Origin of the sequence: Pseudomonas sp. efr-133-TYG-103a (assembly GCF_030209235.1) — a bacterium.
Classification (GTDB): Bacteria; Pseudomonadota; Gammaproteobacteria; order Pseudomonadales; family Pseudomonadaceae; genus Aquipseudomonas.
This window is the reverse complement of the sequence record NZ_JARVSK010000025.1, coordinates 74,099-95,880: the sequence shown is the minus strand read 5'-3', so window position 1 is coordinate 95,880 and position 21,782 is coordinate 74,099. Positions and strand designations below refer to the sequence as shown.

Here is a 21,782-nt window from a genome sequence, read left to right as displayed (position 1 = left end):
GCGAGCGAGCGCTTGATCGCAGGCAACGTTCGGCCTGATAACGTCGGGCCTGCCTGTAGGCTGTCACGCCCTTTGAGGCATTCCTGAGGGCAATTCCCGCGACATCCTTCCTTCGGCATCGCCGCAACCTTTGTTACGCTTGTTTTTGCCCGCCCATGGCGGCGGGCAGGATTCATCAACGCAGCAAGGGAGCGGCAATGACCTCTATCAGCACCGCAGTGCCCGTTATTCCCGGGCGGCTGGAACAGTTCTCGACCCGCGTCGCCTTCTTTATCACCGGTTTCAGCATCTCTGCCTGGGCGCCGTTGGTGCCCTACGCCAAAAGCCGGCTGGGGCTGGACGATGCCAGCCTTGGCTTGCTCCTGCTGTGCCTGGGCATCGGCTCGATCCTTTCGATGCCGCTGGCGGGGGCGGCCACCGTGCGTTTCGGCTGTCGGCGCATCATCGTCGTGGTGGGCAGCATCGCTTGCCTGTGCCTGCCACTGCTGGCGACGCTGACCCACATGCCGTCGATGGTGGCGACATTGTTCATCTACGGCGCCAGCATGGGCGCGCTGGGTTGCGTCACCAATATTCAGGCGATCATCGTCGAGCGCGCCAGCGGCAAAACCATGATGTCAGGCTTTCACGGCCTGTTCAGTTGTGGCGGCATCATCGGTGCCGCCGGTGTGTCGGCATTGTTGAGCGTGGGCGTCTGGCCGTGGCTGAGCATGACCCTGGTGGCGCTGTTCATCGCCATCGCGTTGTACAAGGCCGCGCCGCATCTGCTCGCGTACGGCAGCGATGCCGGGGGACCGGCCTTCGCGGTGCCCCATGGCGTGGTCCTGTTCATCGGCTTGATGTGCTTCACGGTGTTTCTCACCGAAGGCGCGATGCTGGACTGGAGCGCGGTTTTCCTCAGTGCGCAGCGGGGCGTCGAAGCGTCTTATGCAGGATTCGGTTACGCCGTGTTCGCCCTGGCCATGGCCATCGGCCGGCTGTGCGGCGATCCGGTCGTGCGGCGCCTGGGCGTGCACCGCATCATTCTGTTTGGCGGCCTGTGCGCCGCCATCGGCATGGCCGTGGCGACGCTGGTTCCCACCTGGCAGGCGGCCTTGTGCGGCTACGCGCTGGTCGGGCTTGGCTGTTCGAACATCGTCCCGGTGTTTTACAGCGCCGTGGGGCGGCAGAAGACCATGCCCGAAAACGTTGCCGTTCCGGCCATCACGACGCTGGGTTACATCGGCATTCTCATGGGCCCGGCCGGCATCGGTTTCGTCGCCCACCTGAGCAGCCTGGGCGTTGCGTTCTTGATCATCGCCGTGATGCTGCTGGGTGTGGCGCTCAGTGGCCGCTACCTGAAAGTCTGAAGCGCAAACGGCGGCGGTGCCCGGTGACTCACGCCGGCACCATCGCGAAACCTACGCCGAAGCGGTTCCAGGCATTGATGGTGGCAACGGCCAGCGTGATGTTGGCGACATCCGCTTCGGAGTAATGGGCGAGCAGCGCTTCATACTGGTGTTGAGGCGCGTGATGGACCGGCAACAGCGTCAGGCTCTCCACCCAGGCAAGGACGACCTTCTCCTTTTCAGTGAAGAATTCGGTTTCTTCCCACACGCTGAGTGTCTGCAGGCGCGCTTCGGTCTCGCCGGCCTTGCGCGCGTCGTTGGCGTGCATGTTCACGCAATAGGCGCAGCCGTTGATCTGCGAAGCGCGCAGGCGGATGAGTTCCAGCAGCGAGTGGTCCAGGCCGGATGCGGCCAGCGCGGCCTCGAGGCCCAGCATGGCTTTGTAGGCTTGCGGCGACTTTTGCGCCCAGGCAATTCTCTTGTTCATGTCAGCGTCTCCGATAAAACAGTCAGGAAAGTTCGTAAGCGGTGGCGCTACATTACGCGGGCGAGCGCTGGGCTCGAATAGCCAATGGATCGGGATTGAGGGAGACCAATTGCCCTTTGCGTGGTCTTTAATCCGGGTCGACTGTCGACACGCTGTCACCCACACGACGGCCACACTGTAGGGCTCGCCGCGCCTGCCCTTCGGGTGGCATGCGGGCACAACGTCAGAAGGAGCGAGCCATGTTTGTCGGATTCCAGAAAGACCAGCGTCAGGTCAACGGCGTGCAGATTGCCTACCGCGTCGGCGGCAGCGGCCCGGGGCTGCTGCTGTTGCACGGCCACCCGCAGACCCATGTCATCTGGCACAAGATCGCCGAGCGCCTGAGCCAGCATTTCACGGTGGTTGCCGCCGACCTGCGCGGCTATGGCGACAGCAGCAAGCCTGCTGCCACCGCCGACCACGCCCCTTACGCCAAGCGCGAAATGGGCCGCGACATGATCGAGTTGATGCAGGCCCTGGGCTTCGCTGACTTTTCTGTGCTTGCCCATGATCGCGGCGCACGCGTCGCCCATCGGATGGGGCTGGATCATCCCGGCGTGATCCAGCGCATGGCGCTGCTCGACATCGCGCCGACGCTTGCGATGTACAGCCAGACCAATGAGGCCTTCGCTCGCGCCTACTGGCACTGGTTCTTCCTGATCCGCCCGGCGCCGCTGCCGGAGACGTTGCTGCAAGCCAATCCGGAACAGTATCTGCGCAGTGTCATGGGGACGCGAAGCGCAGGGCTGGCGCCGTTCACCGATGAGGCGTTCGCCGAGTACCTGCGCTGCGCCAGCCTGCCCGGCGCGGCCCGGGGTGTCTGCGAAGACTACCGTGCCAGCGCCGGCATCGACCTTGAGCATGACCGCGCCGACATCGCCGCTGGCAATCATTTGCAACTGCCGCTACTGGTGCTGTGGGGCGCTGACGGCACGGTCGGCAAATGCTTCGAGCCGCTGAATGAGTGGCGCAAGGTCGCGACGGATGTGCGCGGTCAGGCATTACCGGGCGGTCACTACCTGGCCGAAGAGATACCGGACGAATTGCTGGCGAACGTGCTGCCGTTTCTGCTGGGGCATCAACGCGCCGGCGGGCTATAAAGACGACCGGTCTGGCCGCGGGTTCGGGCGCTGCCCGCGTTTGCCATCACGACGCCGCATCAGTCGCTCGCGCACATGGTCGTACGCCAGGTTGAACACCAGGGTGTACGGCAAAAACAACAGCAGCAGACCGATGTCCAGCACGAAGGCTTCCAGCAGACTGATCGACAGCCACCACGCGGCCAGTGGCACGACGGCGACGATCAGGCCGCTCTCGAACGACAGAGCGTGCAGCGCACGGACCTTGAGGCTCATCACAAACCCGAAGCGTGCGCGCAGACGGTCGAACGCGGCGTTGAACAGCATGTTCCAGAGCATCGCGACGGTGGAAATCATCACCGTCATCGCGCCCATCTTGCCAAGCGACTGGCCGAGCACCCAGGCAAGGCCGGGTGCGAACACCAGAACGCCGATGATTTCGAACAGCAACGCGTGCAGCGCGCGCTCCCTGAGCGACTTTTTTTCAACGGCCGACGCGGCGACCTTACTGATGGGCATGAGTGCGGATTTCCTTGCTGGGCAGAGGTGCATTGTCGCGACGCGATGGACTAAAGTGAAAATCGTTACCATCGGAAAAACCGATGGAAGAGTGAGAGATGCAGCCATGAGCTATTCCCCCGAAGCCCTGGAAGCTTTCGCCCAGACCATTGCGCTGGGTTCATTCAGCGCAGCGGCCAGGCGGCTGGGCAAAAGCCAGTCGACGATCAGCGAGGCGATTTCGCGACTGGAAATCGACCTGGGCGTCGAACTGTTCGATCGTTCGTCAAGGCAGCCGGCGCTCACCGAAGCAGGCAAAGCCCTGCACGGGCGTATCGAAGAAGTGCTCGCGGCGTCGGACAAATTACGGCGCGCCGCCGGACGCCTGGCCGAAGGCATGGAGCCCCGGCTGACGCTGGTGCTGTCGGACGCCAACCAGTTCGCCGAATTCGAGGCGCGCATGGCGGAACTCGATCAGCGCTTTCCCGAACTGGAGCTTGAATGCGTGTTTGCCGAGCATGGCGACGCGATCAACCTGATCCAGTCGGGCCGGGCGTCATTGGGATTGCTTTCGGCGCAGGCCAGCTATCCGCCGGAAGTCGGCCACGCGACCATCGCCGAGCGCGCCGATTTCGGCCTGTTCGTTTCCCACCAGCACCCGCTGGCCAGCGAAGGCACGGTGGACTACCGGCAGCTGGCGCAGCACCGCGCGCTGCGATTGAACACCATCGTCGACGAAAGCATCCCGACTGATGATCTGCCCAGCGGCGCCCGCCGCACCTGGTCTGCGCCCAATTACCTGTTGCTGATGGACATGGCGATTTTCGGCTTTGGCTGGTCGGCATTGCCACGCTGGCTGGTGCGCGGTTATGCCCAGGGACGACTCAAAGAGCTGCAGGTGCCCGGCTGGCCACGCAGCTCGGCGGTGGATGTGATCTGGTCGCGGCAGAAAAGCCTGGGGCCGGCGGGGGCGTGGTTGCTGGACACGTTGCTCGAAGGGCGTGGCGACTATTGAGCGTCCGGTGTCATGCAATGTGGATCGGCGATCGTGCTGCTCTTCTGAGCCGTAGCGGGGCAAACGTCCCGGTAATGCCCCGATTCGGCGCCCGCGACTGAACGTATTCAGACGTCTGCAGGCAAGCGCTCCCGCGCAGAATCGGGTTTCATCTGCGGCGCTGCCGTGCTCAATCTGAGGAAGCCTGCAGCACAAACCCCGCCGGCATGTCCTGCGCGAACTCGTTCACCACCTCCCGCGTGAGCCCGATGATGTCTTCCACCAGCTCCATTCCCGCACCGGTGCGCCAGCTGGCGACGATGTCCATCACGGGTGGCAACGGCACGTTTTCGATGCGCGTCAGCACGCCTTGCGCCAGTTCGCCGTGCACCAGGGTGACGGGCAGGGCGCCAATGCCAAAGCCGTCGCGCACCAGCCGGGTGATGGCCGAGGCCGAATTCACGCAGTTGATTCGCGGAGTGATGATGTTGGCCGAGTGCAGCATATTCAGGATGTCCTGATGGGGCCTGGAGTTGCGCGAAAACGTGACGATGCGCTGCTGGGCAATGTCCTCCAGCGTCACGCCCGGGCGGTCGAACGCCGAGCCCGCCGGCACTACCCATTGCAGCGGATAGCGCGCCAGCACCGCGTTGCGCACGGTGTCGAACCGCAGCACGTCGGTCTGGAAAATGATGTCCTGATAGCCCTTTTCCAGTTGCGCACACAGGTTGCTGGCCGTCTCGGCGGTCAGCTCGATTTCCAGATTCGGGTAACATTTCATCAGCCGTGTTACCAGCGCGCTGAGCCAAGTGTGTATCACCGTATCCATCGCGCCGATGCGGATCCGCCCCCGCACCTGGCTGGGGTCCTTGATCGCCGCTTTCATGTTCTGCATCGTGTCCATGATGTGCTCGGCGTACTCCAGCACGCGCAGGCCTTCGGAGGTCAGCGACACGCCTTTGGAGTCCCGCACGAAAAGCCGCACGCCCATTTCATCCTCCAGTGCAGCGATCCGGCTGGAGATGGAGGCCTGGGTGCTGAACAGCTTTTCCGCGGTCAGACGAAAGCTTTTCAGCCGTGCGACCCAGACGAAGGTTTCCAGAAACTTGAGGTTCACCGAGCGATTTCCTTGAACGATTGAGCGTTGCCGACGGCCTGGTCGCAGAGCCATTCTGCCTGCTGTCGCCATCGGCATGGGAGCCGACGTGCGCTACGGACAGCAGGTTGCATGCCACCGCCCCAACAGAAAATTTTATGAGGCATAGCGGTTTTTTCCCGTTGGACGCAGCGTCCAGGCCTGCCGAAAGATGGTCGCAGGCAGGAGAGCGGCGTCCCGTTCGTGCAACCGGGTCAACGCATCACAACAACGAGAATTCGATCATGCAAACCGCTATCAACCTCTGGCCGCTGCTCGGCGTGCTGGTCATCGTCACAGGCTTCGTGCTGCGCTTCAATCCGATGCTGGTGGTGGCACTTGCAGCGCTGGCCACCGGCCTTGCCGCGAGCATGCCGCTGGAAACCATTCTGGCGACCATCGGCAGCGGCTTCATCAAAACCCGCACGCTGCCGCTGATCATCTTGCTGCCGCTGGCCGTGATCGGCTTGCTGGAGCGCCACGGCCTGCGGCTGCACGCGCAGAACTGGATCGCGCGTTTCACTCAGGCCACGGCCGGGCGTCTGTTGATCGCCTATCTGTTCGTGCGGGAAACCACGGCGGCATTAGGGCTGACCAGCCTGGGCGGGCATCCGCAAATGGTCCGTCCGTTGCTCGCGCCGATGGCGGAAGGGGCCGCCGAGTCGCGCTTCGGCAAGTTGCCCGAGGCGCTGCGCATCAAGCTGCTGGCGCTGTGCGCGGCCACCGACAATGTGGGGCTGTTCTTCGGCGAAGACATTTTCGTGGCGTTCGGTGCCATCGCCCTGATGCACACCTTCCTGCTCGGTTCGGGTATCGACGTCGACCCCATGCACATCGCCCTCTGGGGCATTCCGACGGCGATCTGCGCGTTCGTCATCCACGCGGTTCGCCTGCATCGTTTTGATCGACGCCTGAGCCGCGAACTGCAGGCAGCGTCGCAGACTGCTGCGACGGCGAAGGAGGTGACGCCATGATCATTTCCATTCAATACCTGTATTGGCTGGCGGGGGTGATCCTGGCCATCACCGCCTTCATGACCGCCACTGACCGCAGCAACCCTAAACGGTGGAGCACGGGGCTGTTCTGGGGACTGTTTGCCGTGGCGTTTCTGGCCGGTGAGCAGTTGCCGCCCGTGTGGGTCGGTGTTGGCGTGATCGTCATGGCGCTGATTGCAGGCTGTGGCGGCGTCGGTTCCGGTCAGCACGATAACCTGCCGGACAAGGCGCGACGCGAGAGTGCAGGGCGTCTGAAGAACAGACTGTTCATTCCGGCGCTGGCCATTCCACTGGTCACTGTCATCGGTGCGGTGCTGCTGAAGAACATCAAGTTCGGCGACGTCTTTCTGCTCGACCCGGCCAACAGCACGTTTGTCTCATTGGGTATTGGCAGCCTTGTTGCGCTGGCGCTCGCCTGCTGGCTGACCCGCGACACGCCTGTGCAGGCCATGCGTGAGTCAAGACGACTGACCGAAGCACTGGGCTGGGCGCTGGTGCTGCCGCAGATGCTCGCGATGCTCGGTCTGGTGTTCAACGATGCCGGGGTCGGCAAGGCGGTGGCGCACCTGGCGACGGCCTACATCAATCTGGATTTCCGTCTGGTGGCGGTGATGGTGTACGTGCTGGGCATGGCCTTGTTCACCATCGTCATGGGGAACGGATTCGCGGCATTTCCGGTGATGACCGGCGGCATCGGCGTGCCGGTGCTGGTGGGGATGTACGGCGCCAATCCGGCGGTCATGGCAGCCATCGGCATGTTCTCCGGTTACTGCGGCACGTTGATGACGCCGATGGCCGCGAACTACAACATCATCCCGGCGGCCCTGCTGGAATTGCCCGACAGATACGCGGTCATCAAGGCGCAGATCCCAACGGCGCTGGCGATGCTGGTGGCCAATATCCTGCTGCTGTACTTCCTGATGTAGCGGGGGATGAGGTCGTCGTAGAACCTTCAGATGCGGTGCTTCGGAAAACGCACCGTCCAGCTTTGGCCCGGTCCCGCAACAAGCGGGGCGTCACCCTCTCAGCAGCGGCAGATCTGCGCGACTTGCGCCATCACCTGACTTCTGCGCAAACGATTGCGACCACCGGTTGTCTGTATTGACCAGCGGTCCCAACCTCTCTGAATCAGCGTTCCGAGCGGGCCAGACAGCGATGTCTGGCCGTTTTTGTCTGCGGGTGGCCATTGCCCTGCAAAATAGAGGTTGAATAGTCACAGAAAATGTTATTTAAATAACAAAAATAATAACGCCACGGTCGTTCACTCCTGGGAACGCCGCGCGTGAACAAGGTAATCACACACATGAACAAGATCGCGGTCATCGGCAGCAACATGGTGGATTTGATCACCTACATCGACCGGATGCCGGCGCAAGGTGAAACCCTCGAAGCGCCGAACTTCGCCATGGGTTGCGGCGGCAAAGGGGCCAACCAGGCCGTCGCGGCCGCCAAACTGGGGGCCGACGTACTGATGCTGAGCAAGGTCGGCGATGACATGTTCGCCGACAACACGTTGGCCAACTTCAAGCGTTTCGGCATCGACACTCAGTTCGTACAGCGGGTGCCGGACGTTTCCAGTGGCGTGGCGCCCATCTTCGTGCAGAGCGATTCGCACAACAGCATCCTCATCGTCAAAGGCGCCAACGCCCACCTCAAACCCGCTGACATCGACGCCGCCCAGGCCGCCTTGCGCGACTGCAAGCTGATCGTTCTGCAGCTGGAAATCGAGCTGGAAACCGTCTACTACGCCATCGATTTCGCCAAAGCCAACGGCATTCCGGTGCTGCTCAATCCGGCGCCCGCCGTCAAAGGCCTTAGCCGCGCGCATCTGGCACAGCTGGACTTCTTCATTCCCAACGAAACCGAGCTGGCGCTGATCACCGGCCACGTCGTCGATTCGCTGGAGTCCGCCCGTTCCGCGGCGTTGCAATTGGTCCAGGACGGTATTCGGCACGTGATCGTGACCCTCGGTGAAAAAGGCGCGCTGTACGTGGGCGAGGAGGGTGAGTTTCGCGTCGACGGCATCAAGGTCGATGCCCGTGACACCACGGGAGCCGGGGATGCCTTCATCGGTTGCTTCGCCCGTCACTGGAGCGAAAACGGCGACATGCGGCACGCCATGACCCAGGCAGTTGCCTACTCCGCCTGCTCGGTCACAGGTTTCGGCACACAAAGTTCCTACCCGGACGCTGCCTCGTTCGGGCGCTTTCTCGACACGCTGTAAATCACTCAAGCACTGCCTCGCCTGACCGGCCGGCTTGATCGGCGTGGCGGGGCAGGTTCGCACTTCACGGAGAACAACAATGACAAAGCCTGCGCTCCAACAATCCCCGGACGGGTTCTACCTGAACCGCACGCCCTGGTTTGCCTTCCTGCTGCTGTGCTGTTGCTTCGCCCTTTGGGCGGCCGCCGCGAGCATGAACGATGTGCTCATCGCCCACTTCAAGAAAGCGTTTCTGCTGAGTGATTTCCAGACGGCCTTCGTGCAGTCGGCGTTTTATCTGGGCTACTTCTTCGTGGCGATTCCGGCGGCCATGGTGGTCAGACGTTTCAGCTACAAGACCACCATCCTCATCGGCCTGTTGCTGTACATGGTGGGCTGCTCGCTGTTTTTCCCGGCGGCGTCCATGGCCAAGTACGGCATGTTTCTGATGGCGCTGTTCGTCATCGCCGCCGGCCTGTCGTTTCTTGAAACCGCCTGCAACACCTACTCGACGCTGATGGGACCCCGCGAAACCGGCACCCGTCGGCTGAACATTTCGCAGACCTTCCACCCGTTCGGCGCGATGGCCGGTGTCTATGTCGGCAGCTTCGTGATGTTCAAGGACACCGACGCCACCCGCGAACAGTTGACCCAGATGAGCGCCTCCGAGGCTGCGCTTCAGCAACTGGACATGATCCAGTCCACGTTGCTGCCGTACAAATGGATGATCGCGGTGCTGATCCTGATGTTCGTGCTGATTGCGTTCACTCGATTCCCGGCCTGCAAAGGCAATATCAAAGACGTCGCGAAAAAGAGCAGCATCGGCCAGAGCCTTTCTCGCCTGTGGCGCAATCCGCGCTTTACCTTCGGTGTGCTGGCGCAGTTCCTTTACGTTGGCGCGCAAGTGGGCGTGTGGAGTTTCACCATCCGCCTGGCGATGCAGATGGGCGGGATGAACGAGCGCAGCGCGTCGTGGTTCCTGCTGACCACCTTTGCCGCCTACTTCGTCGGCAAGATGATCGCCAACCTGCTGATGCGCAAACTGCACCCGGCCAAGGTGCTGGCCATTTACGGCGTGCTGACCATCGTGCTGCTGGCGTACACCATTCTGGTGCCGAACATCAGTGCGGTGTATGCGGCGGTGGGCGTGAGCATTTTCCTCGGTCCGTGCTGGCCGACCATCTACGGCCTGACCATCGATGGCTTGGGCGAAGACACTGGTGTGGGCGGTTCTTTGCTGGTCATGAGCATTGTCGGCGGTGGTGTGATGCCGATTTTCCAGGGCCTGCTGTCCGACGCCACTCACGGCAACATGCAGATCGCCTACAGCGTGCCGCTGCTGTGCTTCGTGGTCATTGTTGCGTACGCCATCAAATGCATGCGTGACCCGCAGCGCGAAACGGCGCCGGCCGGCGCGGTGACTGCATCATGACAACCATCGACAAGCGCACGACGATCCCGCTGTTTCCCGAGCTGTTCACCGGGGATGAAAAGACCCTGCTGGAGTCCGCCGATTTTCGCGTCCTGGCCTGGACCTACCCCAGCGGCGTGAAGGCCCTGGCGCTGGAGAACAATCGCGGTCGGGTGGTGGTGCTGCCTTATCAGGGCCAGATGATCTGGTCGGCGGTGTTCGACGGCTGCGACCTGACCATGCGCAACATGTTCGATCAGCCACGGCCAAGTCCGACGGTCATTGGCACCTACGGCTGTTTCATGTTTCACAGCGGCCTCTTGCGCAACGGCTGTCCGACGCCCGATGACGATCATCCGTTGCATGGCGAGATGCCTTGCGCGCCGATGGACAGCGCCTGGCTCGAGATCGGAGAGGACGCAGAAGGGGCTGTGTTGCGGATAGGCGGTGAGTACGAGTACGTGATGGGCTTCGGCGATCATTATCGCGCGCGGCCCAGCGTTACCCTGCGCGCGGGCTCGGCGCTGCTCGACATCGGCATGGACGTGCGCAACCTGGCCGGCAAGCCGATGGAGCTCATGTACATGGCGCACATGAGTTATGCCTACGTCGAGGGTGGACGTTTCGTCGAACCTCTGGGAGTTGAGCGTACGCGGGTGCGCAGCAGCGTGCCCGCCCACGTGAGGCCGACGCCGGCGTGGTCAGCCTACATGGCCGAACTGAGCGAAGACCCTTCACGTCTGCAAACGCTGGACACGCCTGGGTTGTACGACCCCGAGATCGTCTGCTTCTTCGACGGCGTGAAGGCGGATGCGAAGGGCGACGCGCATTTCCTGCTCAAGCACGCTGACGGGCCGGCGTTCTACACCCGCTACCAGCCGGACCAGTTCAACCATGCCGCACGCTGGATCCTGCACAACGCCGATCAGCAGGTCGCCGCCTTCATCCTGCCCGCGACCTGCGAGCCGGAAGGGTACCTGGCCGAGAAAGCCAAGGGTAACGTCAGGCTGCTCGCAGCGGGGGAAAGTGCGTCGTTCAGCGTAAGAACAGGGTATCTGGCCGCCGGGGAAGTGCAACGGATCGAGGGTGGTTTGAAACGCTGAGGACGCCTTCCCGGCTAAAGCCGGTCCTACGAAGAGCTTGCAGCGTCTGTAGGACCGGCTTTAGCCCGGAAGAGGCCAGTATCGCCGACGAAGATTCAGCGGCCGAAATGCAGCCTCGCGAGCAAGCTCGCTCCTACGGGTTTTGCGGATGTCCGGAAATCGGCGGCGCGATCACATCACCAATTGCGCGCCGTATCCCTGAATCAGATCGCGATACGGTTTGGGCAGTTTTTTGTCGGTCACCACCACATGGAAGTTGTCCAGCGTCGCGAAATGCGCAGTGCGCACGGCGTCGAACTTGGAGTGGTCGGCCAGCAGCATGCAGTGCCGAGCCTGGCGCAGCACCTTCTGTTTCACCTCGACCTCGTTGAAGTTGAAACACGTGACGCCAAATTCGTCACTGACGCCGGCGGCGGAAACGAACGCCCACGTCAGACGGATCCCGTCCAGAATGGTGGCCTCGCTGTGGTGCTCGAATACCTGGTTCTTGCGATGAAAGGTTCCACCGCAAAGCACGATGCTACAGTTGGGTTTCTGTTGCAGCTTGAGCAGGACATTGAGCGAGTTGCACACCGCGGTGAATTCGAGCGCTTCGGGAATGAAGTCGATGACAAATGGAATCGTCGTCCCGCAATCGAAAAACACTGTGTCGCCCGGCTTGATGAACGCGGCGGCCAGCTTGCCGATGCGACGCTTTTCTTCGACATGGCGGGTGCCTTGCTCGGTGACTTTGTAATCACTGGCCTCGGACGGGTCGAACGCCAGCGTGATGTGGCCGCCGAGCAAATGAAATTTTTCGGGATGACGGCCCAGATCGCGACGCAGGGTCATCTCCGAGACGTCCAGCAAGGCCGCCATTTCGCGCAGGTGAATGGCCTTCTGGTCTTGCAGGGCCTGCTGGATCAACTTGATGCGGTCGAATTTTTTACTGTCCACGGGCGTTCCGGCTGTCAATTGAATGTGGTAAAAAAGTAACATTTACTGTTATATATACAACATAAGCGATGTGCAAAGGCATGTGTTCCCATGCCCGTCGCCCGTCTCAGATTCTCTATCAGGAATGACCCGTCATGAAGATCGAACCCGCAGCACTTGCGCAGTATATAGACCATACGTTGCTGGCCGCTGACGCGACGCGCGAGCAGATCGCAACATTGTGCCGTGAAGCGCAAGAGCACGGATTCTATTCGGTGTGCGTCAACTCGGGCTACGTGCCGTATGCCGCTTCGCTGCTGAGCGGGCAACCGGTCAAAGTGTGTGCCGTCGTCGGCTTCCCGCTGGGCGCCGGCCTGAGTGACACCAAGGCATTCGAGGCGCAGCAGGCGATTGCCGCCGGCGCTGGCGAGATCGACATGGTGCTCAACATCGGCGCGTTGAAGGACGGTCTGTTCGACGCCGTGCATGACGACATTGCGGCCGTGAAGAAGGCCTGTGGTGAGGTGCCGCTGAAGGTGATTCTGGAAACATGCCTGCTCGATGACGGGCAGAAAACCCGCGCCTGCGAAATCTGCCGCGAACTCGACGTGGCGTTCGTCAAGACCTCCACCGGCTTCAGCCGCAGCGGCGCCACACTGGAAGACGTCGCGTTGATGCGCAAGGTGGTCGGAGCCGGTGTGGGCGTGAAAGCCTCCGGCGGCGTGCGCGATTACGCCACGGCCGTCGCGATGATCGAAGCAGGAGCAACGCGCCTCGGCACCAGTTCCGGTATCGCCATCGTCAGCGGCGCCCCGGCATCGGGTTCGGATTACTGATCAGATCTGCCGAAGCTCGATCGGGGTTTCACAATTCTCACTGCAGGAATGAATTCATTCGCGATAAATGGGGCAGGCAAGAGGAGGCGTGTCGGCTGGCCTTGCCTCTCGCGAATAAGTTCGCTTCTACAGGAGGCTGCACGCATCCCTTCCGGCAAACGGCACTGACCTGTGCGGGCAATGAATGGCAAACTGCCGGGGTATTCATTTCAGCCCGGACACGCCCATGCCGCAACTCTCCCTCGCGCAATTCAAGGCTCGCTGGTTTTTCTGGCTGTGCATGGTGCTGATCGTGGTCGGCGTTCCGGTCGGTTGTTCGGCACTGCAGCACAAAGAGCGTGAGCTGGTGTTCATGATCGAGCCGGGGACGGCGAGTTGGTATCACGGCATTCCGGCAGATGTGCAGGAGCTGGAGCTCAAGGCGCCGTCGTTCGGTGTTTCGCAGAATATCCACGCATGGTGGTGGCTGGCGGACAAGAAGGACGCGCCTGCCGTGTTGTACCTGCATGGCTCGCGCTGGAACCTGACCGGGCAGTTCTTTCGCATCGAACAACTGCATGCGCTGGGGTTTTCGGTGTTGGCGATCGACTATCGCGGCTTCGGTCAGAGCAAGGGCCAATTGCCGTCGGAAGCTTCGGTGTACGAAGACGCCCGGATCGCCTGGGAACGTCTGAAACAGCTTCAACCCGACCCGCAAAAGCGCCTGATCTATGGCCATTCTCTGGGCGGCGCGGTGGCGGTCGACCTCGCCGCCGAGTTGGGTCGTGACGCACAGAAGGGCGACGAGCCGATCCAGGCCCGTGGCCTGATCATCGAATCCACGTTCACCAACCTTGCCGACGTTGCATCGTCCGTCGCCAGCACCCGTACATCGCTGCCGGTGCGCTGGCTGGTGTCGCAGAAATTCGACTCCATCGACAAGATCGCCGACATTCACATGCCTGTGCTGATCGTCCACGGCACGGCTGACCAGTTCGTCGCGCCGCGATTCAGCCAGGAATTGTTTCAGGCCGCGCAAGAGCCGAAGAACCTGCTGATGGTGCCCGGCGGCAACCACAACAACAGCATGAACATTGGCCGACAGGCTTACAGCCAGGCGATTCAGGCGTTGCTCAAGGAGCAGGCGCCAGCGGTGCATGCTGCGAATGCGACTGCCGACGCGGTCAAACAGCCGGGTTGAACGCAGGCGCAAGGTTCAACGCCGCTTCCCGGTAAACGGCCGGCGGACGAGCATTCACAACGGCGTGTTCAGATGGTATCTGTGTGCGCCCGCCCACCTTCGCTGACGAGCTTTCGACCATGGACAAGTACTCAAACGGAGAAGCCCACCTGACCCATTCCGATCGCGATTGGGTCATGCGCGCCGCGCCGTTGCCGCAGATGGAGCGGATCGAAGCGTACTTCCATGGTCATGGCTTCGAGATGCACCGGCACGACACCTACGCCATCGGCCACACGTTGTCGGGCGTGCAAAGTTTTCGCTACGGCAAGGAGATGGTCAACAACCTGCCGGGGCAGACCATGGTCCTGCATCCCGATGAGCCCCACGATGGACATGCGGGTACCGAGGACGGGTTTCGCTATCGGATGTTCTACCTTGAACCGGCGATGATTCAGCAGGTGCTCGGGGGCAAGCCGCTGCCATTCATCAAGGGCGGTGTGTCGGGCGATCCTCGTTTGTTCAAGGCGACCCAGGCGTTGCTGCAAGATTTGCAGAACCCGCTCGATCCGCTTGAGCTGGACGACGCAGTCTTCGACATCGCCGTGGCGCTGCAGGACGCCGCCGGCGTGCGCAAAGGGCGGCAGCGGGTCGATTACGTCAGCGCCGAACGCGCACGGGAATTGCTGATGGCCAGCCTGGAGCAGGGCGTGAGTCTGGATGAACTGGAGCAGGCCAGCGATACCGACCGTTGGCGCCTGTCGCGGGACTTTCGTGCCTTGTTCGGCACCAGTCCGCATCGGTACCTCACCCTCAGGCGTCTGGATCTGGTGCGCCATTCGATCTCCCTTGGCGTGTCGCTGACCGACGCTTCTGTCATGGCCGGTTTCTCCGATCAGAGCCACATGACCCGACACTTCGTGAAGACCTTCGGTTACCCGCCGGGGCGCTGGCTGAAAATGTTGGGGGTTCGCCAATCAATCCCTGCACACCGCGTGACCTAGAGGAACCGGCTTGAACCAGGAAAGCGTCAGGTGTCGGGCCGCAAAAATGATGACGTGCACAAGGGCCTGTTCCCGGTTGAAGCCGGTCCTACGGATCCGTCGCACCACCCAGTAGGACTGGCTTTAGCCAGGAACGCGTCAGGCGTTACGCCGCAAAAGCTGATGTGTACACAAGTGCCTGTTCCCGGCTGAAGCCGGTCCTACGAAAAAACGCGTGCAGCCGGGCCATCGTGCAATAACGTACAAGACCCGCAGGCACGTGCTGCCCTAACGTGCCGGCTTCCCGAAACCTTGCGGAGCCACCTCGATGTCCACCTCTCAGCCCACGCACTTCCCCGTCAATTTTGCCCACAAATACAGCCTCTTCACCGAACAATGGCAGCCCAAGGTCGTCGCGCAGATGAACGACTACCAGTTCAAGCTGGCTCGACTGGAAGGGGATTTTCTATGGCACAGCCATGCCGACACCGACGAAACGTTCATCGTGCTCGAGGGCTGCCTGCGCATCGATTTTCGCGACGGCTTCGTCGAGCTCAACGCAGGCGAGCTGTACGTCGTGCCCAAGGGCGTGGAGCACAAGCCCTTCGCCGCACAGGAAGTGAAGCTGATGCTCATCGAGCCCAGCGGGGTGATCAACACCGGCGACGACACCAATGAGCGCACTGCGCAGAATGATGTCTGGATCTGAGCCGTTGAGGCGGACCGCCGCGCGGGCAGCCTCGGACGGCAGCACGGACCGCAGGTTTCTCTAGCCAGGCATCAACACCGCAATCAACGCCCTGACCACACCGGGCAGGGCGTCGAGTTCCCTCACCAGAATGCTGCGCTCTCGCACCGCCCACGGTTCGTCCAGCTCGATGGTTTTGAGTTTCATCGTCCGGCTGTGTCGCACTGCGGCCGATTCGGGAATGATGCCGATGCCGACGCCGGCCTCGACCATCCGGCAGATCGCCTCGAAGCTCGACACCTGAATCCGCAGCGACAGATGTTGCCCGAGCCGCTCGACGTGATCGCGCAGGAAGCTGAGCAGCGTGCTGCCCTCGTGCAGACCGATGTGCTGAAACGCCAGGGTCTGCTTGAGCGTGACCTTCTTCTGCATGGCCAGTTCGTGACCTTCCGGGACTGTCAGTACCAGCCGGTCGGTGCTGAAGTGGATCACCTGCAATCCGGCCGCCTCGACAGGCCCGGCGATGATGCCCATGTCGGTGCTGCCATCCAGTACGCCGCGCACGATGTCCCGCGACAGGCGCTCTTGCAGGTCGACCGTCACGCCCGGCCGCTGCGCCAGAAAGCCCGCCAGCACTTCAGGCAGGAATTCGGTGACTGCGGTGGTGTTGGCGAAAATGCGGATGTGCCCGGCCGAATCGGTCCCGTAGCTGGTGAATTCGCTCTTCAGGTAATCCACCTGGCTCATGATCAGGCGCGCATGTTTGAGCAGGCGCTGACCGGCCGGGGTCAGCTCGACGCCGCGGCTGTCGCGGTACAGCAACCGGGTGTCGAGCTGGCTTTCGAGGGCCTTGATCCGCGCGCTGGCGGCAGCCGGAGAAAGAAAGGCGCGGCGGGCGCCCTGAGTCAGGCTCGGCGATTCACCGATATGAATGAAGAGGCGCAAGTCAGCCAGGTCGAAGTGCATGGTTGTGTCCGGACGTTGCAAGAGCGTTCAGCATACATGAACGCCGGGTTACGCAAATGCAAATTCACAGAATGCCGAGCCAATCCCATGATCTGCACATAACAACAAACGCAGAGGGTTCTCGCCAATGAGTGCTTCAGATTCGCCAGTGGATTTCAGTGCCTGGACAGGACGAACCGAAGAGGCTCACGACCACCTGAGCCATACCCTGATCAAGCGCATTGCGGCCACCTTCGGCGAGCCCACGCCGGCCAATGGCGACCCGTTGCCAGCCTTGTGGCAGTGGTGTTTTTTTCAGGAACCGGTGTTCGAATCGCAACTGGGCGCCGACGGCCATCCAGCTCGTGGCGGTTTTTTGCCTCCCGCCGACAACCGCAACCGGATGTGGGCGGGCGGTCGAGTGGAGTTCATCCAGCCCCTGAAAGTGGGTGCTGACGCCCATCGCCTGTCAACCATTGTGCACATCGAAGAAAAACACGGACGCACCGGTGCGCTGCTGTTCGTCACGCTGCGTCACGACTATTCCCAGAATGGCCAGCTGTGCGTACGTGAAGAGCAGGACATCGTCTACCGCGAGCCCAATCCGCCCAAGCTCAGCAGCGGCGAAGCGCCTGCGCCGGGCGACTGGAGCGAAACCGTCGAGCCGACCCCGACGTTGCTGTTCCGCTACTCGGCCGTGACGTTCAACGGCCATCGCATTCACTACGACTATCCCTACGTCACCGAAACCGAAGGCTACCCGGGCCTGGTGGTGCACGGTCCGATGATCGCCACCCTCAACCTGCGTGCATTCATGCGCGCCCATCCCGAGAAACGCGTGCGGCACTTCGCCTATCGCGGCGTGCGTCCGCTGAACGTGCCGACGCCGTTCCGGGTCGGTGGCCGGATTGTCGAGCCGGGCAAGGCGCAGCTGTGGGCGGGCAACGATGCCGGCGTGGCGCAGAGCGCTGAAGTCAGCTTCGACTGACGCCTTCTTCTTTTATATAGCCAGGCCGGGGCATCGCCGCCGAGCCGCTGGTTGCGAGCAGACATGATGAATCCATACGAAAACGAAGACCTCAATGCCATCCGCGAAGGCGTGCGCGCGCTGTGTGCCGAATTCCCGGCCGAATACTGGCGCAAGATCGATGAAGAGAAAGGCTTCCCGGAAGCCTTCGTCAAGGCGCTGACCGAGGCCGGCTGGCTGTCGGCGATGATTCCGGAACAATACGGCGGCTCCGGTCTGGGCCTGGCCGAGGCGTCGGTGATTCTCGAAGAGGTGAATGCCTGCGGTGGCAACTCCGGCACCGTGCACGGCCAGATGTACAACATGTTCACGTTGCTGCGCCACGGCAGCGAAGCGCAGAAAAGCTACTACCTGCCCAAGCTGGCCAGCGGCGAACTGCGCCTGCAATCGATGGGCGTGACCGAACCGACCACGGGCACCGACACCACCAAGATCAAGACCACCGCCGTGAAGCAGGGCGACAAGTACGTCATCAACGGGCAGAAGGTCTGGATCTCGCGCATCCAGCATTCGGACCTGATGATTCTGCTGGCGCGCACGACGCCATTGGCCGACGTGAAGAAAAAGTCCGAGGGCATGTCGATCTTCCTCGTCGACCTGCGCGAAGCCATCGGCAAGGGCCTCACCGTTCAGCCGATCGCCAACATGGTCAACCATGAAACCAACGAGCTGTTTTTCGACAACCTCGAATTGCCCGCCGACAGCCTGATCGGCGAGGAGGGCAAGGGTTTCAAATACATCCTCGACGGGCTCAACGCCGAGCGCACGCTGATCGCTGCCGAGTGCATCGGCGACGGCCGCTGGTTCACCGAGAAGTCGGCTGCGTATGCCCGCGACCGCGTGGTATTCGGACGTCCGATCGGGCAGAACCAGGGCGTGCAATTCCCGATTGCCGAGGCGCACATCGAGATCGAGGCTGCGGACCTGATGCGCTGGCGTGCCTGCGAGGAATACGACAGCGGCAAAAATGCCGGCGCCGCGGCCAACATGGCCAAGTACCTGGCCGCCAAGGCTTCCTGGGAAGCCGCGAATGCATGCCTGCAGACTCATGGCGGCTTCGGCTTCGCCTGCGAATACGACGTCGAGCGCAAATTCCGCGAGACGCGTCTGTACCAGGTCGCGCCGATCTCCACCAACCTGATTCTTTCCTACGTCGCCGAGCATCTGCTCGAACTGCCACGCAGCTTCTGAGGACATCCCGATGAGTCATACCCAGGCATTGGCGGGCTTTCTCGCCGAGCTGACATACGAGCAGATCCCGGGCCACGTGCTCGACCGCACCGAAGACCTGTTTCTGGACTGGATCGGCTCGGCACTGGCCAGCCAGGGCGCCCGACCGATTCCGCTGTTCGAGCGTTATGCCGAGCGCATGGGCCCGGCCGAGGGCGCCTCCAGGATCCTGGTCAACGGCCGCAGTACGTCGGCGTATTTCGCTGCACTGGTCAACGGCGCTTCCTCGCACCTGGTCGAGCAGGATGACCTGCACAACAGTTCGGTGCTGCACCCGGCGACCGTGGTGTTTTCTGCCGCGCTGGCGGCGGCGCAGGATTTGCGCAAGTCGGGGCAGGACCTGTTGCTGGCGTCGGTGGCAGGGTATGAGGCCGGCATTCGTATCGGCGAGTTCATGGGCCGCTCGCACTACCGCATCTTCCACACCACGGCCACGGTGGGCACGCTTGCCGCCGCCGTTGCGGTGGGCAAGCTGCTGAACTTCAGCCAGGAGCAGTTCGTCAACCTTTTTGGCAGCGCCGGCACTCAGGCTGCGGGTCTTTGGGAGTTCCTGCGCGACGCCGCTGACTCCAAACAGCTGCACACCGCCAAAGCCGCTGCCGATGGCCTGCTCGCCGCGTACATGACCGCAGACGGTCTGACCGGTGCGCGCAATATTCTGGAGGGCGATCAGGGTATGGCGGCCGGGATGTCGAGCGACAGTGATCCTGCAAAGTTGTCCGATCGCCTGGGTTCGCGCTGGGCGTTGGTCGAGACCTCGTTCAAGTTCCACGCCTCGTGCCGCCACACCCATCCGGCTGCCGATGCGTTGTTGCACCTGATGCAACGCGAAGGCCTGCGCCACGACCAGATTGCCAAAGTGGTCACGCGGGTTCATCAGGGGGCGATCGATGTGCTGGGTCGGGTCGACGTGCCGCAGACGGTGCATCAGGCCAAGTTCTCGATGGGCGCCGTGTTGGGCCTGATCGCCGTGCACGGCAGCGCGCAGTTGATCGAATTCCGCGATCGGGCGCTGACCGATACGGACGTAGCCGCGTTCCGCGAAAAGGTCACGATGGAACTGGACCCCGAGGTCGACGGTGCCTACCCGGCGCGCTGGTTGGGTCGGGTGATCGTGACCACCACCGACGGCCGCACCCTGACCGCTGCGATCGACGAGCCGAAGGGCGACCCGGGCAACACTCTGTCGCGCCCCGAGCTGGAAGACAAGGTGCAGCGCCTGCTGGCGTTCTCCGGCGCCCGCACGGCGGAGCAGGGCAAGGCCTTGATAGAACGCATCTGGCACCTGCGCGATGCGCGGGATCTGGCGGATTTGATTTAAGACATTGGCCTGATCGTTCCCACGCTCTGCGTGGTAACGCCGCCCCGGACGCTCCGCGTCTAAGGCAGTGACGCAGAGCGTCACGGGATGCAGCCCACGCAGCGCGTGGGAACGATCAGACTGTGCAAGAGGTTAATGAACATGACTCAACACAATCCCCGTCCGCTGGACGGCATCACCGTGATCAGCCTGGAGCACGCCATCGCGGCGCCGTTCTGCACGCGTCAGCTGGCCGATCTCGGCGCCCGCGTGATCAAGGTCGAGCGCCCTGGCGTTGGCGATTTCGCACGTGGTTACGACCAGCGCGTCGACGGTCTGGCGTCGCATTTCGTCTGGACCAACCGCTCCAAGGAGAGCCTGACGCTGGACCTGAAGCAGGACGAAGCCGGTGACATCCTCGAATCGCTGCTGGGTCAGGTCGACGTGCTGGTGCAAAACCTCGCGCCCGGTGCCGCAGCGCGCATGGGCCTGTCTTTCGAGGCGCTGCATGAACGGTTCCCGCGGCTGATCGTGTGTGACATTTCCGGCTATGGCGAAGGCGGCCCGTACGAAAAGAAGAAAGCCTATGACTTGCTGATTCAAAGCGAGGGCGGCTTCCTGTCAGTGACCGGCGGTCCCGGCGAAAACGAAATGGCGAAGGCCGGTTGCTCCATCGCCGACATCGCTGCGGGCATGTACGCGTACACCGGCATCCTCTCGGCGTTGTTGCTGCGGGATAAGACCGGCGAAGGCAGTCGCATCGACGTGAGCATGCTCGAAAGCCTGGTGGAGTGGATGGGCTATCCGATGTATTACGCCTACAACGGCGCACCGCAACCGCCGCGCGCGGGGGCGTCGCACTCGACGATCTACCCGTATGGGCCATTCCCGACGGGCGGTGGCGGCACCATCATGCTCGGACTGCAGAACGAGCGAGAGTGGGCGTTGTTCTGCGAGAAAGTGCTGCTGGACAAGGCGCTGGCGACCGACGAGCGATTCTCGGCAAACTTCAAGCGCTCGGAAAACCGCGACGTGCTGCGTCAGATCATCGTCGAGGGGTTCGCCGCGCTGAGCGTCGATGAAGTGGTGGCGCGCCTGGAAGACGCGCAGATCGCCAATGCCCGGGTCAACGACATGCATGGCGTCTGGGAGCATCCGCAGCTCAAGGCGCGAGACAGCTGGCGCGAAGTGGACAGCCCGTCCGGGCCGCTGCCGTCATTGCTGCCACCGGGTCGCAACGCGGCGTTCACCCCGCGCATGGATGGCGTGCCGGGGTTGGGCCAGCACACGGGCAGCATTCTGGACGAGCTGGGTTTCAGCGCCGAGGAACAGGCGCGGATGACTGCGGCCGGGGTGGTCTAGCCGACTCGCACATTCACCGCAGGCGCTGCCGGGGTGGCGCTCCACCTTGTCCCGCGATCTGTCGC

General features: G+C 62.4%; 21 protein-coding genes. 16 read left to right on the top strand and 5 right to left on the bottom strand.

The features are described from left to right. The first annotated feature begins 197 nt into the window (after positions 1–197). Entirely contained in the window at positions 198–1,349 is a 1,152-nt protein-coding gene (locus QRN36_RS20205) for an MFS transporter (RefSeq protein WP_285425697.1), read from the top strand. Between the two features lie 28 nt (positions 1,350–1,377). Here the strand turns inward: QRN36_RS20205 and QRN36_RS20200 are convergent, their stop codons facing one another. Further along, positions 1,378–1,815: a carboxymuconolactone decarboxylase family protein gene (locus QRN36_RS20200; protein WP_285425696.1), complete on the bottom strand. Its 438-nt coding sequence runs from the start codon at positions 1,813–1,815 to the stop codon at positions 1,378–1,380. 239 nt (positions 1,816–2,054) lie between these two features. Here QRN36_RS20200 and QRN36_RS20195 point away from each other — a divergent pair, with 239 nt between their 5' ends. Then, positions 2,055–2,954, top strand: a complete 900-nt coding sequence (locus QRN36_RS20195; protein WP_285425695.1) for an alpha/beta fold hydrolase — start codon at positions 2,055–2,057, stop codon at positions 2,952–2,954. Here the strand turns inward: QRN36_RS20195 and QRN36_RS20190 are convergent. Then, the gene (locus QRN36_RS20190; protein ID WP_285425694.1) at positions 2,949–3,452 is read right to left on the bottom strand and encodes a multidrug/biocide efflux PACE transporter; all 504 of its coding nucleotides are present in this window, start codon (positions 3,450–3,452) and stop codon (positions 2,949–2,951) included. The genes QRN36_RS20195 and QRN36_RS20190 overlap by 6 nt on opposite strands. 106 nt (positions 3,453–3,558) lie before the next feature. On the opposite strand from QRN36_RS20190, the gene QRN36_RS20185 reads away from it, so the two are divergent. Next, positions 3,559–4,446: a LysR family transcriptional regulator gene (locus QRN36_RS20185; RefSeq protein WP_285425693.1), complete on the top strand. Its 888-nt coding sequence runs from the start codon at positions 3,559–3,561 to the stop codon at positions 4,444–4,446. Positions 4,447–4,615: 169 nt separating this feature from the next. On the opposite strand, the gene QRN36_RS20180 is transcribed toward QRN36_RS20185, so the two are convergent. Beyond that, on the bottom strand, positions 4,616–5,542 hold the full coding sequence (locus QRN36_RS20180; protein WP_285425692.1) for a LysR family transcriptional regulator: 927 nt from the start codon (positions 5,540–5,542) through the stop codon (positions 4,616–4,618). A 263-nt stretch (positions 5,543–5,805) separates the two neighbouring features. On the opposite strand from QRN36_RS20180, the gene QRN36_RS20175 reads away from it, so the two are divergent. From QRN36_RS20175 to QRN36_RS20155, 5 genes are all read left to right on the top strand, one after another. Next, positions 5,806–6,534 (top strand): DUF969 domain-containing protein, encoded by a 729-nt coding sequence (locus tag QRN36_RS20175; RefSeq protein ID WP_093467253.1) that lies wholly within the window; start codon positions 5,806–5,808, stop codon positions 6,532–6,534. Continuing rightward, positions 6,531–7,481 (top strand): DUF979 domain-containing protein, encoded by a 951-nt coding sequence (locus tag QRN36_RS20170; RefSeq protein WP_285425691.1) that lies wholly within the window; start codon positions 6,531–6,533, stop codon positions 7,479–7,481. Before QRN36_RS20175 ends, QRN36_RS20170 begins: the two co-directional genes overlap by 4 nt. A 377-nt stretch (positions 7,482–7,858) precedes the next feature. Further along, positions 7,859–8,779, top strand: coding sequence for a ribokinase (gene rbsK / locus QRN36_RS20165; protein ID WP_285425690.1), 921 nt, complete (start codon positions 7,859–7,861; stop codon positions 8,777–8,779). A gap of 79 nt (positions 8,780–8,858) precedes the next feature. Beyond that, a complete protein-coding gene (gene fucP, locus QRN36_RS20160) occupies positions 8,859–10,190 on the top strand; it encodes an L-fucose:H+ symporter permease (protein ID WP_285425689.1) in 1,332 nt (443 codons plus the stop codon). After that, positions 10,187–11,272 carry an aldose 1-epimerase family protein gene (locus QRN36_RS20155; RefSeq protein WP_285425688.1) on the top strand — a complete coding sequence of 362 codons (1,086 nt, stop codon included), beginning with the start codon at positions 10,187–10,189 and terminating at the stop codon, positions 11,270–11,272. The genes fucP and QRN36_RS20155 overlap by 4 nt, the downstream gene beginning before the upstream one ends. A 171-nt stretch (positions 11,273–11,443) precedes the next feature. Here QRN36_RS20155 and deoR read toward each other — a convergent pair whose 3' ends face one another. After that, entirely contained in the window at positions 11,444–12,250 is an 807-nt protein-coding gene (gene deoR / locus QRN36_RS20150; RefSeq protein ID WP_306470493.1) for a DNA-binding transcriptional repressor DeoR, read from the bottom strand. Positions 12,251–12,342: 92 nt separating this feature from the next. On the opposite strand from deoR, the gene deoC reads away from it, so the two are divergent. The 4 genes from deoC to QRN36_RS20130 all read left to right on the top strand — a co-directional run bounded on the left by deoC (position 12,343) and on the right by QRN36_RS20130 (position 15,874). Next, on the top strand, positions 12,343–13,023 hold the full coding sequence (deoC, locus tag QRN36_RS20145) for a deoxyribose-phosphate aldolase (protein WP_285425686.1): 681 nt from the start codon (positions 12,343–12,345) through the stop codon (positions 13,021–13,023). A 226-nt stretch (positions 13,024–13,249) separates the two neighbouring features. Continuing rightward, the gene (locus tag QRN36_RS20140) at positions 13,250–14,203 is read left to right on the top strand and encodes an alpha/beta hydrolase (protein WP_285425685.1); all 954 of its coding nucleotides are present in this window, start codon (positions 13,250–13,252) and stop codon (positions 14,201–14,203) included. A gap of 119 nt (positions 14,204–14,322) precedes the next feature. Further along, positions 14,323–15,186 carry an AraC family ligand binding domain-containing protein gene (locus QRN36_RS20135; protein WP_373568776.1) on the top strand — a complete coding sequence of 288 codons (864 nt, stop codon included), beginning with the start codon at positions 14,323–14,325 and terminating at the stop codon, positions 15,184–15,186. A 307-nt stretch (positions 15,187–15,493) separates the two neighbouring features. Next, a complete protein-coding gene (locus QRN36_RS20130; RefSeq protein WP_285425684.1) occupies positions 15,494–15,874 on the top strand; it encodes a cupin domain-containing protein in 381 nt (126 codons plus the stop codon). A 60-nt stretch (positions 15,875–15,934) separates the two neighbouring features. Here the strand turns inward: QRN36_RS20130 and QRN36_RS20125 are convergent, their stop codons facing one another. Further along, complete coding sequence (locus QRN36_RS20125) at positions 15,935–16,819, bottom strand: LysR family transcriptional regulator (RefSeq protein WP_093467298.1); 885 nt, start codon at positions 16,817–16,819, stop codon at positions 15,935–15,937. Between the two features lie 127 nt (positions 16,820–16,946). On the opposite strand from QRN36_RS20125, the gene QRN36_RS20120 reads away from it, so the two are divergent. The 4 genes from QRN36_RS20120 to QRN36_RS20105 all read left to right on the top strand — a co-directional run bounded on the left by QRN36_RS20120 (position 16,947) and on the right by QRN36_RS20105 (position 21,717). Then, a complete protein-coding gene (locus tag QRN36_RS20120) occupies positions 16,947–17,786 on the top strand; it encodes a MaoC family dehydratase N-terminal domain-containing protein (protein ID WP_285425683.1) in 840 nt (279 codons plus the stop codon). Positions 17,787–17,852: 66 nt separating this feature from the next. Next, entirely contained in the window at positions 17,853–19,016 is a 1,164-nt protein-coding gene (locus tag QRN36_RS20115) for an acyl-CoA dehydrogenase family protein (protein WP_285425808.1), read from the top strand. A gap of 10 nt (positions 19,017–19,026) precedes the next feature. Further along, positions 19,027–20,376, top strand: a complete 1,350-nt coding sequence (locus QRN36_RS20110) for an MmgE/PrpD family protein (protein WP_285425682.1) — start codon at positions 19,027–19,029, stop codon at positions 20,374–20,376. A gap of 141 nt (positions 20,377–20,517) precedes the next feature. Continuing rightward, entirely contained in the window at positions 20,518–21,717 is a 1,200-nt protein-coding gene (locus QRN36_RS20105; RefSeq protein ID WP_285425681.1) for a CaiB/BaiF CoA-transferase family protein, read from the top strand. Positions 21,718–21,782: the final 65 nt, after the last annotated feature.

Bases quoted from the DNA above. Each gene is read 5' to 3' on its own strand.
- QRN36_RS20205 (WP_285425697.1), top strand. From the start codon at position 198: ATGACCTCTATCAGCACCGCAGTGCCCGTTATTCCCGGGCGGCTGGAA.
- QRN36_RS20200 (WP_285425696.1), bottom strand. From the start codon at position 1,815: ATGAACAAGAGAATTGCCTGGGCGCAAAAGTCGCCGCAAGCCTACAAA.
- QRN36_RS20195 (WP_285425695.1), top strand. From the start codon at position 2,055: ATGTTTGTCGGATTCCAGAAAGACCAGCGTCAGGTCAACGGCGTGCAG.
- QRN36_RS20190 (WP_285425694.1), bottom strand. From the start codon at position 3,452: ATGCCCATCAGTAAGGTCGCCGCGTCGGCCGTTGAAAAAAAGTCGCTC.
- QRN36_RS20185 (WP_285425693.1), top strand. From the start codon at position 3,559: ATGAGCTATTCCCCCGAAGCCCTGGAAGCTTTCGCCCAGACCATTGCG.
- QRN36_RS20175 (WP_093467253.1), top strand. From the start codon at position 5,806: ATGCAAACCGCTATCAACCTCTGGCCGCTGCTCGGCGTGCTGGTCATC.
- QRN36_RS20170 (WP_285425691.1), top strand. From the start codon at position 6,531: ATGATCATTTCCATTCAATACCTGTATTGGCTGGCGGGGGTGATCCTG.
- rbsK (WP_285425690.1), top strand. From the start codon at position 7,859: ATGAACAAGATCGCGGTCATCGGCAGCAACATGGTGGATTTGATCACC.
- fucP (WP_285425689.1), top strand. From the start codon at position 8,859: ATGACAAAGCCTGCGCTCCAACAATCCCCGGACGGGTTCTACCTGAAC.
- QRN36_RS20155 (WP_285425688.1), top strand. From the start codon at position 10,187: ATGACAACCATCGACAAGCGCACGACGATCCCGCTGTTTCCCGAGCTG.
- deoR (WP_306470493.1), bottom strand. From the start codon at position 12,250: ATGTTACTTTTTTACCACATTCAATTGACAGCCGGAACGCCCGTGGAC.
- deoC (WP_285425686.1), top strand. From the start codon at position 12,343: ATGAAGATCGAACCCGCAGCACTTGCGCAGTATATAGACCATACGTTG.
- QRN36_RS20140 (WP_285425685.1), top strand. From the start codon at position 13,250: ATGCCGCAACTCTCCCTCGCGCAATTCAAGGCTCGCTGGTTTTTCTGG.
- QRN36_RS20135 (WP_373568776.1), top strand. From the start codon at position 14,323: ATGGACAAGTACTCAAACGGAGAAGCCCACCTGACCCATTCCGATCGC.
- QRN36_RS20130 (WP_285425684.1), top strand. From the start codon at position 15,494: ATGTCCACCTCTCAGCCCACGCACTTCCCCGTCAATTTTGCCCACAAA.
- QRN36_RS20125 (WP_093467298.1), bottom strand. From the start codon at position 16,819: ATGCACTTCGACCTGGCTGACTTGCGCCTCTTCATTCATATCGGTGAA.
- QRN36_RS20120 (WP_285425683.1), top strand. From the start codon at position 16,947: ATGAGTGCTTCAGATTCGCCAGTGGATTTCAGTGCCTGGACAGGACGA.
- QRN36_RS20115 (WP_285425808.1), top strand. From the start codon at position 17,853: ATGAATCCATACGAAAACGAAGACCTCAATGCCATCCGCGAAGGCGTG.
- QRN36_RS20110 (WP_285425682.1), top strand. From the start codon at position 19,027: ATGAGTCATACCCAGGCATTGGCGGGCTTTCTCGCCGAGCTGACATAC.
- QRN36_RS20105 (WP_285425681.1), top strand. From the start codon at position 20,518: ATGACTCAACACAATCCCCGTCCGCTGGACGGCATCACCGTGATCAGC.